Source organism: Colwellia sp. BRX8-7 (assembly GCF_014077275.1).
Lineage (GTDB): Bacteria > Pseudomonadota > Gammaproteobacteria > Enterobacterales > Alteromonadaceae > Colwellia_A.
The window spans coordinates 13,842-30,014 of the sequence record NZ_JACGVP010000003.1 but is presented as its reverse complement, the minus strand read 5'-3'; the positions used below and the strand labels follow the sequence as shown (position 1 = coordinate 30,014).

Here is a 16,173-nt window from a genome sequence, read left to right as displayed (position 1 = left end):
ATATAGAAATAAAGTCGTGATAGTGAACGTCATTATTAGCTACCCTTTAATGCATGGATCACAGGTTTGTTAATGTATTGACGCAAAGGAAAGTAGCAGGCAAATAACGACAGTATGCTGATCATCGCTAAGGTCACTATAAACACCGGCAGTAATTCTAAGGTGATGTAGTGGCTGACTTGTTCACTAAAACCAATGGTTAATAGAGACAACACGCCAACACTCAGCAGTACGCCCAATAATATTGCACTGGCATTGTCTTTAATAATCAATTTAATTAAGTCGCTTCGTTTAGCGCCAATGGCCATGCGTGTTCCAATTTCAAAACGGCGCATTTGGGTGCTGTAACTTAAAATGCCATACAGACCAATCGCTGATAAAACGAAGGTAATAACCGTGAGTGTTGCAGTAGTAATTGCCGCCGTATACTGGCTAAATAATCGTTGAGCCTTTTGCTGTGCTAAGGTTGAGAATTCAAATAAACTGATCGATTTACTGGTCGATTTAATCGCAAACACTAACTGTTCTCGCGTTAACGTTTGATTGTCTTTTAGTTTAATCAGTAAGTTAGAACGACTTAAATTAGGCATGTAAACACGCGTTGGAATAGATGTTTTTCCCGGCAATTTATGATCGTTAACGATACCTATAATGGTATACGCGCTAGGGCCACCAAAAGAAAGCTGCTTACCGAGTGCTGCACTTAAATTACCTTGTTCCTCGGTAACTAATTGCTTGGCGAGTTGCTCATTAATAATCAGTACTGGCGCTCGGTCAGTAAAGTGACTTTCAATGAAGTTATCGCCCATTAATAAATTCTGTCCCATTAATGAGAAATAATGACTATCGACGCTTTTACCCAGCGGTAATACGGTTTGATTAGAGGTTACTTCGGTTAGCGACCAAGTACCTTCACCATCGGTTAACGGTGAACTATTTCTACTCGCCACACTCACTTGCGGTAATTCTGAAATTTTTTGTTGAATCTCTGCGGTAATAGCAGAGCTCTCTGCGCGCGTTAATTCAACGGCATCAGATTGAGTCAGTACTACACTGCTTAATTGCTCAACGTTCATCACTGACGGATCGTAAATAGTTTGTAATGATGTTTTTAATAAATTTATATTAATAAAAATTAATACGGTAGCCACGGTAACTTGACTGATCACTAAGAAAGTACGCATCCCTTTCGACACTTGCAGCCCTGTTCCTTTACCGCTGGTTTGAATGCTGTTATTTAAGCGACGTAAGTCTATCGCTCGGTAACTTAACAAAGCAAATAGAATGGCTAAGAGCAAAGAGGTTATTACCGCACTGGTTAAGGTGAATAAGCCAAGGTTTAGCTCATTAACGCGAGGCAATACCTGTTGCAAGTTTGTTTGCAATACACCAAAACCTACTTGCGCAATAAGTAAGGCGAGTAACAATACACCAAACATCAGCAGAAATGATTCAGCAAAAAACACACTAAAAAGGTCTTTACGTTTAGCACCAACCGCTGCACGTAAAGCTAATTGGCTCTTTTTTTCAACCGTGCGTGACAGTTGTAAGTTAGCGATATTAATAAACGCGATGGCTAACAAGCCAATAACGCCTAATAACAATAAATAAGCGCTACGGCCACTATCACCTAAAATTACTAATTGAAATGACAATAATTCCACTTCGATATGCCAACCTTTGTTGTAGCCATTTTGGTCGATATTCTCTTGCCAGGTTTCATTCACTAGCTGGGTAACTTTCGCTTGCGCTTGTGCAACATTTTCATCTTTAGCAAGTTTGCCAATAAAGGTTAAGTTATTCGCCCTATCCCACCAACGTGCTCGATACGTTTCGCCGCCAGCATTAAAGTTAAAAGGTAACCAAACTTTGGTTTCTCGGCCAATGGTTGATATTTTAGGTTCAATAAACGCTGACGACAAAACACCAATAACCTGAAAACTTATACCACGAAAAGTCACTTTTTCATTGAGAATATCCGTTGCTTCAGCAAAGTCATTCACCCATGTTTGATAACTTAATACCGCAACAGGAATATTACTATTAATGTGCTCAGACTCAGAAAATGGTCGCCCTATAGCCATACTTGCCGCAGTAAGCTTAAACCATTCAGGGGTAACATAGGCGGTTGATAATGTTGGCTGCGTGGCGAGTGACGTTAGTACTTCATCGTCATAAATTGATAAAGCCACTTGGTCGAAAACCTGCTGGTTCTTCTCTTGTTGATGCCTGTATAAATGCACGAGACTCGGGTAACTAAAAGCAGTAACATTTAAAGCGCCAGCAGCATCAAACTGTTGGCTGTCGACACGGTATAATCGGTCTTGATCAGGATACGGCAAGGGTTTAATTAGCATTACATAGGCCAGTGTTAACACACATAACAAAGCACCTAAGGTAATCCCCATTGTTGAAACAACACTAAAAACAAAGCCCGGTTTTTTCTTCAAGCTTAAAAATGCTTGTTCTAGTTGATAGGTAAATAAGTTCATTATTCACTTCCTTGTAAGTTGCTTATCGCAGGAGAATTAATAAATCGTCTTAAGGGTAAATAACAAGCCAATAACGAAAGAGTAGAAATTAATACAAGTGTCACAAGAAACAACGGCGTTAATTGCGCTGTGATATAAGATGAAAGCTCTACACTAAAAAAGAAATACACACTCAATAAAATAACTAAGCTGAACAATACGCCAGCAATAATAGGCTTCACGTTTTCTTTTATAATCAGTAATATTAAGTCACCACGTTTAGCACCTATTGCCATACGTGTTCCAATCTCAAAACGGCGCATTTGGGTGCTGTAACTTAAAATGCCATAGAGACCAATACCCGCGAGGAAAAAAGTGATTAACGTTAAAGCTGTCGTTGTCACCGCGGTAGTAATTTGAGTAAACAAGTTTTGAGTAAGCATTTCATCTGCTGATTTGAAGCTAAATACAGAATATCTAGCGTCAACTTCGGCTAATAATTTGCCCAACTGTTGACGACTAATAGACTGGTCAGCCTTTATTTTAAGTATAAATTTGTTGTCGTTTAGATTATCAGGCACATAGGCCCTTGGTATAGGCGCAGCTACATCGTCGCTGCCAAACGGAGTATCGCCGGGAATAGCAATATCTTTAACAATACCTATTATTTTAAATTCAGGCTCATTTATCGATACTAGCCGCATACCTATGACATCACCGTCAGGTGTTAACTGCTTAGCAAACGCTTGGTTAACAATCATCGAATAGTTGTTATCTCGTCTATCTAGCTTGGTAAAATTTTCACCTTGTAATAGCGGTTGTTCAATTAGTTTAAAATATCTATGATCAATTCTTTTTAAATACGGTGAATGCCCTTCATTATCATCAAGTTTGGTTAGCAATTTAATACCAAAGCCATCTAAAGGTGAACTCCCATGCGCAATGGCTTCCACCTGTGGTAAGGCTTTAAGCTTTTCTATGATCTCAGCCATAATGGCGATGACCTCTTCCTGGCTAGATAATTGGGTTGAAGAGAAGTTTAGCGTTAAAATCGAGATATTATTGGTGCTAAAACCTATCGGTGCATTAATGGTTTTAACGGCATTTTTAAGTAAGCTCAAGTTGGCAAATACTAATAGCGTCGCTAATGCCACTTGGCTGGCGATTAAGACTTGGCGTGTCTTTATTGATACCTGTAAACCACTGCCCTTACCACTACTTTGTAAGCTAGCATTGAGTGCACGATAATTGATAATACGAGTACTTAATTTAGCAAAAAACAATGCAAGAATAATGGTTGCTAGTGCCGCACAGCTAAGCGTTATCGGATTAAGAGATAGCTCGTCAACTCGCGGTAATACCAAGGCCAAATATTGCTGCATAATATAAAACCCGCCCTTAGCAACTATCAAGGCGAGTATGATCGACATCAACATCAGTAAACTGGTTTCAGCCAACATCGCTTTAAATAAATGTTTCTTAGTGGCACCAATCGCTGCTTGAATCGCCATTTGACGTTGCTTTTCTGCAGTACGTGCGATAAACAAATTAGAGATATTTGCGCAGGCAATCAATACTAAACCAATCACACCCGCTAACAGCATTACCGCAATAGACTCACTATCCCCGAGCATAACGTCCTTCACTGAGCGGACTCGCATATCGATTGACCAATCATTGAAGAATTCCATATCAGCAACACCTTCTTGCCAGCGTTTACTCACTAAAGGGGTTAAAAGTTGTTGTGCTTGGCTTTTGCTAAGCCCTTTTTTCAATTGACCAATAAATTTAAAGTTACCTTTTATGCTCAAAAAACTTTTTCTGCTTACTTGGTCAGTCTGATTATAATCCCATGGCAGCCAAACTTGCGTTTCACGCCCAATTTCAGCTAATTCAGGTTCAACAAAACCTTCTGCCAATACACCAACAATGCGATAACTAACACCCCTGATATTGATTTTTTGTTCAAGAATATCCGCACTGCCATCATATTTTTGCTGCCAAGTATTATAACTGAGCATAGCTACTGGATTATTGGCATCCAGAGCTTCGCTAGCCGTAAACATTCGACCTGTTGCCATAGTCGACGCTAACAGTTGATGTAACTCCGGCGTGGTATAAGTGGTATTGACGAGTGGTTGGTTAAGGTGAGAAAGGATCACATCTTGGTCATAATACATGATGGCCGCTTGTTCAAATGCGGCTTTACTCTGGTATAAATGCACCAAGCCAGCATAACTATAAGCAACTGTTTTGGTCTCTTTTTTATCGCCAAGAACCTTATGCTCAGCAACAAAAAGTCGATCTTGCTCAGGGTATGGCAATGGCTCAATCAACAATAAATAGGCTAGTGTTAACACACATAACAACGCGCCTAACGTAACGCCCATGGTTGAAACAACACTAAAAACAAAGCCTGGTTTTTTCTTAAGGCTTAAAAATGCTTGTTTTAACTGATAGATAAATAAATTCATTATTCACTCCCCTTTAAGGCATGAATAACGGGGTTTTTAATAAACGGGCGTAACGGCACATAACAGGCAAGTGATGAAAGCAGTGATATTGCTCCCACTGTGAGAATAAATAACGGCAAAAGTTCTAAACTAATATAAGTATTTAAACTGTCACTAAAACCAAGATACAAAACAAGTAATACAACAAAACTTACCACTAAACCAATGCCTAATGCGCCAGCATTATCTTTAAAGACTAAGCTAACAATATCTTTACCCTTTGCACCAATAGCCATGCGAGTACCAATTTCAAAACGACGCATTTGGCTAGAATAGTTAAGAATACCGTACAAACCTAAACCTGATAGTAATAACGTTAAAATAGCCAATACTAGTGTCGTAACGGCTGTAGTTACTGAAGAAAATAATCGACGGCCTTTATATTCATTGAGTGATGTGAAGGTGAATAAACTTAATTTTTTATCAACGCTTTTCATCGCACTAATCATTTCATCACGATTAAATATTTGCCCTTGATGCTGTTCTATTAGCAACATATTTCTTGCCAAACTTGCGGGGTAATAAAAACGAGACTCTACTCTCTGTATGCCAGGCATATTAATACTTTTTACAACACCAATAACTTCAACACCATTTTTAAATTTAAAGCCAATCGCACTGCCATTTGGCGCTAATCTTTGTGCAAAAACATCATTAACAATCATCACTTTTCTGTCGTCTTTAATATCTGCAGCACTAAAGTTGTCACCTTCAATAATCGCTTGTTTGAGCATGCTAAAGTATTGATCGTCAATATCTTTCCCTAGCACAGTATAACGATTGTCTGTTTCCATAGCTGTTAATGCCAAAGTACCAAAGCCTGTGGGTCGCATCGCTTGGCTTACCTTTTTTATTTTCGGATGGGCTAATAACTCAGCTTTAAGGGCAGTGAGTTTTTGTGCTTTTATCTCGCTTTCAACATTGGGTAATGCCAATACGACCGAGGTAATGTTATTTGTTTGATAACCCAAAGGTTGGTTTACTAATTCACTGGCGTCTTTATACAAAACGACATTAATAAAGACTAAGGCGGTTGCTGTCGCTATTTGACTGCTAATTAAGATGTTTCGCACACGCTTTGATACTTGAATACCACTGCCTTTGCCACCTGATTGCAACGTAGCGTTAAGTGCATGATAGTTGATCATTTTCAAACATAAATGTGAGAAGGTAAGTGTTAACAAGACTAAAAGTAAAATAGAAGCTGAAAATGAAAATGCATTGAGTTCAAGTTCATCAATGCGTGGTAGAAAATCACCAAGGTAATATTGTAAAACACTAAAACCAACAAAAATAACAACCTGCGCGAGTATAATAGCGGCAAACATTAACAGCCCTGTTTCAGCTAAAATGTTGCGAAATAATTGTGCTTTAGAAGCACCAACAGCCGCAGAAATAGCAAGTTGCTGCTGACGCTCTACTGTTCGTGAAACAAATAAATTGGCGATGTTAGCGCAAGCAATAAACAGTAAACCTAATGATCCAATCAATAATAAGTAAACGCTACGTTCACCATCGCTAACAATAAAAGATTTTAATGTTTGTGTTTCAAGTACGATCGACCAATTTTTAAAAAAGTCATGACCCGATACCTTACTTTGCCAATTCTCATTGACGACCTTTGTTAGTATTTGATCAATTTGTGGCTTGGAATATTCCGCATATTGCTTATTCAGCTTACCAACATATATCAAACCGCTATCATCATTTCCCCAACGTTTTCGTTCTCTTTCACTTACCGAATTATAATCCCATGGAAAATATAACTCGGTTTTAAAACCAGCGCCGGCGAGTGGCGCTTCAATGTTATTTTCTGCGAGTACACCAATAATTCGGTAGTTATTTCCGCTTAACGTCAGGCTTTTTTCAAGTACATTAATGTCGCCATTAAACTTATTTTGCCATGTTTCATAAGTTAAAACGGCAACGGGGTTATAACTGTTAACTTTTTCACTTTCTGCAAATCCCTTCCCTAACTCCATTTTTGCAGAGAACAATGAAAACCATTGCGGCGTTATAAATGATATTGCCACCATGGGTTCGCTTGGCAAAGAAGTAATGACCCCGCCATCAACATACATTAAAACACTTTGCTCAAATAACGATTGCTGGTTATATAAATGCATTAAATTAGGGTAAGTAAAAGCGCGGCCATCAATAGCATTTTCATTACTGATTAATTGATGTTCAACATTATATAAACGCTCTTGGTCAGGATACGGTAAGGGTTTTATTAACATGACATACGCTAAGGTCAGCACACATAATAATGCACCTAAGGTTACGCCCATGGTAGAAACCACACTAAGCACAAAAATCGGTTTTTGCTTTAAGCTTAAATACGCTTGTTTGATTAAATAACTGTTCATTTTTCATGACCCTATTTTCTGACCATCACCCTGAATAAGGTTCAGGGTGAGTTATCTCGCTAGTTTTACACCCAGCGGGTCTAAAATAGCGTCATCCTGAACTTGTTTCAGGATCTGGTTTTTAAACTTTTCAACAACTTTAGATACTGAAATAAATTCAGTATGACGGTACAAAGTACTTATTGAGTTAGCCGATTTACCCGACTAGTTTTACACCCGGCGAGTCTAAAATAGCGTCATCCTGAACTTGTTTCAGGATCTGGTTTTAAACTTTTCAACAACTTTAGATACTGAAATAAATTCAGTATGACGGTACAAAGTACTTATTGAGTTAGCCGATTTACCCGACTAGTTTTACACCCGGTGAGTGTAAAATAGCGCCATCAAGAAGCTGTACTTTAGTACGCGCCATATCTGCATAGCGCGGATCATGCGTTACCATACAAATGGTTGTACCCGCTTTATTTAATTGGTCGAGTACATCCATAACTTGGTCAGCACTTTTAGAGTCAAGGTTACCCGTTGGTTCATCCACTAATAGCACTGCAGGGTCAGCAACTAACGCACGAGCAATAGCAACACGTTGTTGTTGTCCGCCAGAAAGTTGGTTTGGTTTGTGACTAATACGGTGTGACAGGCCTACTTTTTCTAAACATTCTATGACACGTTTTTTGATTGTCGCGTTATTGGGTTTATCAGCATGGTAGCGCAGTGGCAAAGCCACGTTGTCGAAAACTGAAAGCTCGTCTATTAAATTAAACGATTGAAATATAAAACCAATCTTTGCATTTCTAACTTCTGCAGCTTGATCCAGTGATAGGTCAGTAACATTGACACCTTCAATGAAATACTCACCACTGCTACTTACATCAAGTAAGCCCATAATTGATAAAAGTGTTGATTTACCACAGCCAGAAGGACCAGATATTGAAACATAGTCTCCTTTATTAACGGTTAAGTTAATTGATTTCAAAGCATGTGTTTCAAGTTCTTCGGTTTCAAAAATTTTACCGATATTTTTTAATAATAAAATGGCTGTGCTCATGTACCTATCCTTTTGTAATTTTATGACTCAATTATAAAATCGAAATTTTGGCTGTTTTATAGTTACTTAAATCTGAAATAATAAATTGGTCGCCCAAGTTGGCTCCCGCACTTATTTCAATAAATCGTCCAGTTTTTTCCCCAAAACTTATATCGACTCTTATAGCTTCAGACATTTCTTTATTAAGCCGATACAGCGAAGTTTCACTCTGCGCTTGCACATTGGCAGGTCGGTCGATGTAGTAAATGTTTTTGAGTACTTTAGCCGTGATCACCGCATCAATGTTTTGTTCGGGCCTTGCACTTTTAGGTAGTTTCCCAGGGAATGATATTTCAACCTCGACGGTGTTTTGGTCAACAATAGGGTCAATACGATTAACTTTCCCCTCAATGAGTTCTTGTCGGGTATCAACGATAACGTTCTGACCAATTTTAACTAATTGCACTTGGTTTTGTGGCACGCGGATCAACGCAATTAATTCGGTAACACTACCAATTAAGGCAACTTCTTGCCCTGGAGACAAGCTTTGCCCTAAATTTACAGATAAACGTTGTAGCACACCGTCAAAACCGGCCTTTACCACTAATTTATTTTTCCGCTCTTTAGCGATTGTTAGTCTTTGTTCAACTTGCTTAATTCGTTCTAGTTGTATATTTATCGCCTCTTTATGTACTTCTTTAAGCTGTTCATTACGTTCTTTAAAAATTTCAATTCGTTCTTTTAACTGATCTTCACGCAATATGCTTTCTTGATAGTCTATTTGTTTGACAATACCGCTTTTTACCAATTTATTTTGTGCCGTTAACGTTAAACGAGCCCCTTTATGCTGTGATACAAGTTCTAAATAATTTGACTTTTCGGTGAGTGTTTCGCGTCTTTGGTTTAATTTTAGTTGGCGTAAATTGGCTCTTGACTCAGCTACTGAATATTCAGCACTTTGCACTTGTTGCTGCAGTTCTGGGTTTGCTAATCTTACGATTACGCTTTCTTTGGTAACAGTAGCGCCAGGTTTCAATACGATTTCTTCAAGCGTTGCTTTGGTGAGGGTAGTAATTAATTGCAATTTATCTGAGGTTAATTTGCCGTATCCTTCTACGGTAACGTCTATATTTCCTTGCTTTACCGTTGCAAGCAATAAATCTTTTCTCGCTAGGCTGACACTATTAAGTGACGCTTTTGCATAACTTACCAATACAATAACAATAACAACGGCGATCGTTACTATTAGTCCTTTGTTATTGAGCAATGTTTTTTTAGGCTTCTGTTTTAAAATATCCACATTATTCTCTTGGTTGTTGCTTAACCGTCTTTCTATATATTGATATAGCTAATTTCGTGCCAATAATATTTCCTATATAAATCAATGTAAAACATTAAATCGACAACCTTATTTTCGTACTAGTTCGATAATGAACTCAAAATATTTCGTTATTGATGTGAAGTAATTCGGTGATTCCTTTTTACTTCATAATTTGTAGCCATTACAATTAATACTTTATTTCTATTTGGGATAGACTCTTGCTGAAACATGTTCTTATTTGGGATTTACCTTTACGACTTTTTCATTGGTTATTTGCCTTTACTGTTATTGCCTCTTGGTACACTTCTGATCAAGACAATGACCTGATTGATATTCATATGAAACTTGGCTATTTCGCTTTAGGCTTACTTGTTTTCAGAACTTTGTGGGGATTCTTCGGTACTAAACACTCGCAGTTTAGATCTTTTTTTCCAACACCTAAGCGCCTTATTAACTACATTGGTGATCTAAAAAACAATCAAGTTAAAAATAGTAGTGGTCATAATCCATTAGGCAGTTTGATGGTTTTTTTGATGATTTTTCTCATCAGTTTACAGGCAATAAGTGGTTTATTTATCAATGACGATGTATTTTCTTCTGGACCTTACTACGATAGTGTTAGCAAAGAAGTCGAACAAGTGATGATGTTTTTACATCACAATGTCTTTGATTTAATGATTGCAGCCATTGCTATGCACCTATTGGCAATCGCCTATTATGAGCGAGTGAAAAAGCAATCGATAATACTCCCAATGATCACAGGAAAAAAGCTTGCCGCTAAAGTAGATAAAACAAATGTGATCAAACACTCTAAGTTATGGATTGCGCTTTTAATGGTAATAGTGGCTGTGGTTTTTGTTTATTGGCTGGTGGTGCTGAATGCACCTGTTATAGAAGAATATTACTACTAATACATTTATTATTTTAACGATAGGTGATTACAGGATGTTTTACACCGCTGAAATCACTTATTAATTTATGTTAATAAACCCCTAAACCATCAGACTTTAAAGTACTAAAGTCGTTTAAATGGTCACGGGTTAAGCACTATTCTGCTTTAAAATCATCATGGCAGCCGCCGCAGGTTTTACCTACACCACCAATCGCTTTTTTAATAAGACTTTCATCTCCGCTTAAAGCTGCTTTTTGCAAATTAGCCGATGCTTGTGTTAAGTCATCAATACGTTTTGAAAATGCATCAGGTTGTTCCCAAATTTTGTCGAGTGCTTCAGTCTTCACTTTATGTGCCGAAGTGTTCGTGCGGGTATAGTCGGCAATCATCAGTGATAATTGATTAATGCGTAAAGCATGCGTTGATACTTTTTCCGCATCAAAATCAATTTTTCCTTTAGCCATACCGCCTAAAGGACCCATGTTGCTGCCCAACAAACTAAATATTGATTGGCGTAAATCAGTCGCTTTTTCTGCATGTTTTAAAGAGCTTGCTGAGTTAGCGATTGCACCTGTTGCTAATACAGTAAAAATACTCGCGGCTACTATTTTTGTAAATAATTTCATTTTATTTATTGTCCTTATGGTAATTTTATCACTATAGCAAAACTTCACTATCAAATGACAATAAATATTATTTACAAATCAACATATTGTTAAACCAGTTTCATTGGTTCAGCTTACTCAGATAAACAAAAGTTCATTTTCGAACTTTTACCTAGTTCATAATTGAACTCACTGCTAACCCCTGTTAATGTTGGGCTTAGGGAGAATCATCATTACGGTAACGCCTGATTGCAGTTGACCACTCTCGTTATTATTATGCAGTTCCATTACCCCATGATGCTGTTCAATGATATTACGACAAAAGCTTAACCCTATTCCTTGCCCTTGTGGTTTAGTTGAATAGAGCGGAACAAATAAGTTGTTCATGTTAGAGAAACCATGGCCATCGTCGGTAATTTCAATAATGTAATATTGATCTTCTAAAGCAAGGCTAACCGCTATTTCAGTGGCGCCTGCCTCTTTAGCATTTTTAAATAAGTTAATAAAAATTTGTTCTATAAACTCGCCATCTGCCCAAAATTCATTAACACGCGCGTTGAGGGTAATATTTATATCGGAGAACAAACCCGAAACAGACTTAATAACGTGCTCTACAGACAACCACTGGCAATTTATTTGTAATTTTTGTGATAACGACGAGTAACGGTTCACAAAAGATTGTAAATGCAAACAACGCTCGGTAATAACACCAAGCACCATTTTGTCTCTTTCGTTGCTTGCTTTGTCTGCTAGTGTCTCTGCCATCGAAGATACTGGTGTTAATGAATTACGGATCTCATGGCCGAGTACGCGAATGATTTGCTGCCAGGCATTTAATTGGCTTTCTCGCAATGCGGGTTCAATATCAATAAAAAGCAGCAGTTGATGATTTTCACCATCATCTATAAATTCACTGTGACGTATTTGCCAGCGGTTTTGTTTCGCTTGTTCTATGAACTTCCAGTGTCCGTCATTGTAATGTAAACCCAATAAATCGGCAGTGGCGTGACGAAACATTTGCCATGGTTGCTTAAACAGATAATAAAACGCTTCGTTACCAAGTGTAAGCTGTTGTTTTTCATTAAATATCAAAACTGGTGTATCTAACTGTGAGATCAATTGATAAACCAGAAAAGCCTGCTGATCATAATGAGACTTTTGTGTTTGTAACTTTTCACTCAGTTGTTTCAATTGCTGATGAAATTCGCTAACTTTACCCTTTGGGAAAGTTGATTTTCCAAATTGGTTATAATCTTCTTGAGTAATGGCATCTATATGTAAAGAAGCACGAGTAAAAGATCGCATCACACGCTGCTTTATTGACAAAGTAAAGCCGAAACAAATCGTAAAAAGCACTAATTCAACAATAACGATCCACTGCCACTTTATCGTTAAAAGCCAAAAAATATAACCACTTAACAACAAAATAACAGTACAGAGTATAGCAAGTTTTTTTTGTATAAAGCTTTCTAGAGAATTAGTTTTTAGCAAGGCCATATTTCTCCACACGTCGATACATCGACGCTTTTGTCAAACCCAGTAATAACGCGGCTTGAGGTACATTTCCTGCGCTTTGTTTGAGCGCTAATTTAACCATAGCAACTTCCGCTTCAGCCAATGTCATTAATGGTAATTGATTACTCGGCCCATTATTTTGAAGCGCATTATTGGCTAAGTTTTCGACTGCCCCCGCAGGACTGACATTTCTAATGTGCAAATCTTCTGCCAATAACTGTTCATGTTCAGCTAACAATACCGCTCGTTCAACTAAATGGCTCATTTCCCTCACATTTCCTGGCCAATGGTAATCAAGCATAGCTTGCTGTGCACCGTGCGATATAGAGCGAACAGACCTTTGATATTTTTTAGTGAATTTATCAACAAAGAATTGCGCTAACAATAAAATATCTTCCGTGCGTTCTTTTAACGACGGCACTCTAAATTCAATAGTATTAAGACGGTAATATAAATCTTCTCTAAATAGCTCAGTACTTAGTAACTGAGTAAAGTCACCATTAGTCGCTGATATTATACGAGTATTTGTTTTTTGTGTCAGGCTTGACCCAAGGGTTTCGTATTCTCCATTTTCTAATACACGTAGTAGTTTAGCTTGTTGGGAAAGTGGAATATTGGCGATTTCATCCAAAAATAAAGTACCATTTTCAGCGAGTTCAAAACGCCCAATACGGTTTTGTTTGGCATCAGTAAAAGCGCCTTTTTTATGGCCAAACATCTCGCTTTCAAACAGTGACTCGCTGATAGCGCCCATATTTACGGCAATAAAAGCTTCGTTATTACGCGGTGATTCTTGATGAATAAAACGAGCAAGTTCGCTTTTACCTGTGCCATTATCACCGGTTAATAAAATACTGACATCGGTATGTGCCACCGCTTTTACTTTTTTCAATAATTGCGTCATAACGGGTGATTGCCAGACATAATCGTCACAATTTTCATTGATAAGTTGTTGTTTTAATTTTTTATTTTGACTTGAAAGGTTTAAAAGATTGAGCTGCTGCGCCACGGTGTGTAATAAGTGTTTATTACGCCAAGGCTTTTCAATAAAGTCGTTGGCACCTAAGTTCATTGCTTTTACGACTAGGTCTGTGTTCGACCAAGCGGTCATTGCTATTGTTGGTGTATGTCCAAATGAAGAGTTTTGTAACCAGGTAAGAAAAGCTAAACCTTCTTCACCAGACGTTGTGTCTAATTGATAGTTCATATCAAGCAATATCAGGGATATAGCATGGTTTTTTAATTTCACTTGTGCAACTTGAGGGTTGTCGGCTTCAATAACGGTGTAGTGATGATCTTCTAACAATACCGCTAAACTTAGACGGATATCTGGACGGTCATCAATAACTAAAATACAGGGCATCTACTGATATTCCTTAGATAAATGTAACGAAAGCAAAATTATCTTAATAATACTTTCGGTGCTGAGCTTGCCATTTCGGCGCGCACCCAGTCAATAAAAACCTGAATACGTTTGCGCTTGGCTGAATTAGGATCGTAGGCCAAATAGCGTTTCCAAATCACTGGATGCTTAATTTTAAAAGGCACAACTAATTGCTTAGTCTGAATGTATTGTGAAAACATTGCACTGGCAGCAAGTGTAACGCCATGACCACTTAATACTGCATTTAAGGCCATATCGCTCGAGGTAACTTCTGTTTTCTTAGTCATGCTTTCAAAGCCTTTGACGCCTGCATGTTCAAACCATTTATCCCAAGTAACTACCTGCTCATTAGCTAAGCTAACTAAGGTGCAGTCTAGGAGGTCTTTGGGGCTTTGAAGCCACATATGTTGTAATAACTTGGGGGAGCAAACGGGATATACGACATCTTCACCAAAATCTTCCATGACGAGATTATCATCGTTAGACACTTGTTTTTTAACACCAAAGCGTATCGCCAAATCTATATTTTTTTGTTGTAAATCTTCTTTCTGATTTGAGCCTAATATGCGTACATTAACATCCGGGTGTACTTGAGAAAATTTATATAAACGAGGCATTAACCATAAAGAACAAAATGCTTGTGTTGACGTAATCGTTAAATCGCCAGCAATATCTTCTTGTTGAATACTGTTAAGCCCTTTTATTAAGGTGTTAAGCGCTTGATGTGTCGACTCATACAAAGTCTCACCGCTTGGCGTTAACAACATTTTACGGCCGGTACGAACGAATAATTTTACGGATAAAACGTTTTCCAATTGCCGCATTTGTTGGCTAACCGCCGCTTGAGAAACAAACAACTCCTCTGCCGCTTGACTATAACTTTTATGTCGAGCAGCACTTTCAAAGGTACGCATTGCATTTAAATACTTGAGTCGTTGATCCATCTTTACTTATTGGCCATAAGTTTTACTTATATTAAGTGTAAGTTTATATCGTTGGTTTGTCATTTTTTGTTTTGACAGAATAGTCTTACACCGATAAATAAGGATAGATAATGGAAAAGCCAACAAAAACATTAACCACTGATAATAAAGAAATTAACAAACCATTTATTGATAACAACAGTAATATACTAAAAAATAAAACAGCTACAATTCAACGACGTTTAGCTATTATTTCAAATAATTTAAACTTATGTCTTTTAATTCATTTTAAATAATGACTTTCGATAAAAAATTTTCGTAATAAACTTTTACATTTTACGATGAACCGACGCTTTTTACTTTGGTCTATACTCGCAACAATAAAAATTAATAAATGATTCTCTGAGGATAACCATGAAAGCTCTTAAAACACTATTTGGCGGATTCATCGCCTTGACCTTATTCGCTGCGACAGCGATTGCAGCACAAGACAGTAAATTTGAAGAAGGTAAGCACTATACGGTTATATCTGAACAAACGACCAACAAACCTGAGCTGCGTGAATACTTCTCTTATTACTGTCCTGCGTGTCGCGCTTATGAGCCCTATTTAAATGAATTCGAAAAGGTATTGCCCAAAGGGGTGAAGCTGGAAAAAACGCACGTGGACTTTATGCAACAAACTTCGCCAGAAATTCAGTTTATGCTAAGTAAAGCCCTTATTATTGCCGAGAAGACGGCTGTTGCTAAAAAATTCTCTCCTGCCATTTTTAACTATTTACAGACCGAGCGTGCAACGATAAATAGCGAAGAAGATATTCGTAACATTTTTGTATTGAGTGGCGGAGATGGTGCTAAATTTGATAAAGGCATGAAAAATTTTAGCATTATTAGTGAAGCTAAGCGTAATAAGCAGACTCAGGATAAGTTATCAGCGGCTCGTCAATTAACCGGTGTTCCGACTATGGTGGTTAATGGTAAATATTTGATAAATTCTAAAGCCCTTGATGATAAAAACTTTTTCGCTGACTACACCGCATTAGTCGCGCACCTCTTTACGCTTTAATGGTCAATTATTTACCTTCTCCATTATAAAAATCTATTAAGGTGAACTTAATAGATTTTACATTTCCGAACATACGCCTACCAAAAACGAA

12 protein-coding genes are annotated in these 16,173 nt (G+C 37.7%); 3 read left to right on the top strand and 9 right to left on the bottom strand.

What is annotated here, in order from left to right; translation table 11 throughout:
* Nucleotides 1–35 precede the first annotated feature (35 nt).
* The 5 genes from H4J57_RS03755 to H4J57_RS03735 form a co-directional block, all read right to left on the bottom strand.
* Entirely contained in the window at nt 36–2,492 is a 2,457-nt protein-coding gene (locus H4J57_RS03755) for an ABC transporter permease (protein ID WP_182242003.1), read from the bottom strand.
* Nucleotides 2,492–4,945, bottom strand: a complete 2,454-nt coding sequence (locus tag H4J57_RS03750) for an ABC transporter permease (RefSeq protein ID WP_182242002.1) — start codon at nt 4,943–4,945, stop codon at nt 2,492–2,494. The genes H4J57_RS03755 and H4J57_RS03750 overlap by 1 nt, the downstream gene beginning before the upstream one ends.
* Nucleotides 4,945–7,353 carry an ABC transporter permease gene (locus H4J57_RS03745; RefSeq protein WP_182242001.1) on the bottom strand — a complete coding sequence of 803 codons (2,409 nt, stop codon included), beginning with the start codon at nt 7,351–7,353 and terminating at the stop codon, nt 4,945–4,947. The genes H4J57_RS03750 and H4J57_RS03745 overlap by 1 nt, the downstream gene beginning before the upstream one ends.
* A 340-nt stretch (nt 7,354–7,693) precedes the next feature.
* Nucleotides 7,694–8,398 carry an ABC transporter ATP-binding protein gene (locus H4J57_RS03740; protein WP_182242000.1) on the bottom strand — a complete coding sequence of 235 codons (705 nt, stop codon included), beginning with the start codon at nt 8,396–8,398 and terminating at the stop codon, nt 7,694–7,696.
* A gap of 31 nt (nt 8,399–8,429) precedes the next feature.
* The gene (locus H4J57_RS03735) at nt 8,430–9,677 is read right to left on the bottom strand and encodes an HlyD family efflux transporter periplasmic adaptor subunit (protein WP_182241999.1); all 1,248 of its coding nucleotides are present in this window, start codon (nt 9,675–9,677) and stop codon (nt 8,430–8,432) included.
* Nucleotides 9,678–9,916: 239 nt separating this feature from the next.
* Here H4J57_RS03735 and H4J57_RS03730 point away from each other — a divergent pair, with 239 nt between their 5' ends.
* On the top strand, nt 9,917–10,609 hold the full coding sequence (locus tag H4J57_RS03730; RefSeq protein WP_220467876.1) for a cytochrome b/b6 domain-containing protein: 693 nt from the start codon (nt 9,917–9,919) through the stop codon (nt 10,607–10,609).
* 136 nt (nt 10,610–10,745) lie between these two features.
* Here H4J57_RS03730 and H4J57_RS03725 read toward each other — a convergent pair whose 3' ends face one another.
* The 4 genes from H4J57_RS03725 to H4J57_RS03710 all read right to left on the bottom strand — a co-directional run bounded on the left by H4J57_RS03725 (nt 10,746) and on the right by H4J57_RS03710 (nt 15,038).
* The gene (locus H4J57_RS03725) at nt 10,746–11,216 is read right to left on the bottom strand and encodes a cytochrome c (protein ID WP_182215286.1); all 471 of its coding nucleotides are present in this window, start codon (nt 11,214–11,216) and stop codon (nt 10,746–10,748) included.
* A 174-nt stretch (nt 11,217–11,390) separates the two neighbouring features.
* On the bottom strand, nt 11,391–12,692 hold the full coding sequence (locus tag H4J57_RS03720) for a PAS domain-containing sensor histidine kinase (protein ID WP_182215284.1): 1,302 nt from the start codon (nt 12,690–12,692) through the stop codon (nt 11,391–11,393).
* Nucleotides 12,673–14,073, bottom strand: a complete 1,401-nt coding sequence (locus H4J57_RS03715; RefSeq protein ID WP_182241998.1) for a sigma-54 dependent transcriptional regulator — start codon at nt 14,071–14,073, stop codon at nt 12,673–12,675. Before H4J57_RS03715 ends, H4J57_RS03720 begins: the two co-directional genes overlap by 20 nt.
* 38 nt (nt 14,074–14,111) lie before the next feature.
* Nucleotides 14,112–15,038 (bottom strand): LysR substrate-binding domain-containing protein, encoded by a 927-nt coding sequence (locus H4J57_RS03710; RefSeq protein ID WP_182241997.1) that lies wholly within the window; start codon nt 15,036–15,038, stop codon nt 14,112–14,114.
* Between the two features lie 110 nt (nt 15,039–15,148).
* Here H4J57_RS03710 and H4J57_RS03705 point away from each other — a divergent pair, with 110 nt between their 5' ends.
* Together H4J57_RS03705 and H4J57_RS03700 are read left to right on the top strand one after the other, a co-directional pair.
* On the top strand, nt 15,149–15,313 hold the full coding sequence (locus H4J57_RS03705) for a hypothetical protein (RefSeq protein WP_182241996.1): 165 nt from the start codon (nt 15,149–15,151) through the stop codon (nt 15,311–15,313).
* 118 nt (nt 15,314–15,431) lie between these two features.
* Complete coding sequence (locus H4J57_RS03700) at nt 15,432–16,082, top strand: thiol:disulfide interchange protein DsbA/DsbL (RefSeq protein ID WP_182241995.1); 651 nt, start codon at nt 15,432–15,434, stop codon at nt 16,080–16,082.
* Nucleotides 16,083–16,173 lie beyond the last annotated feature (91 nt).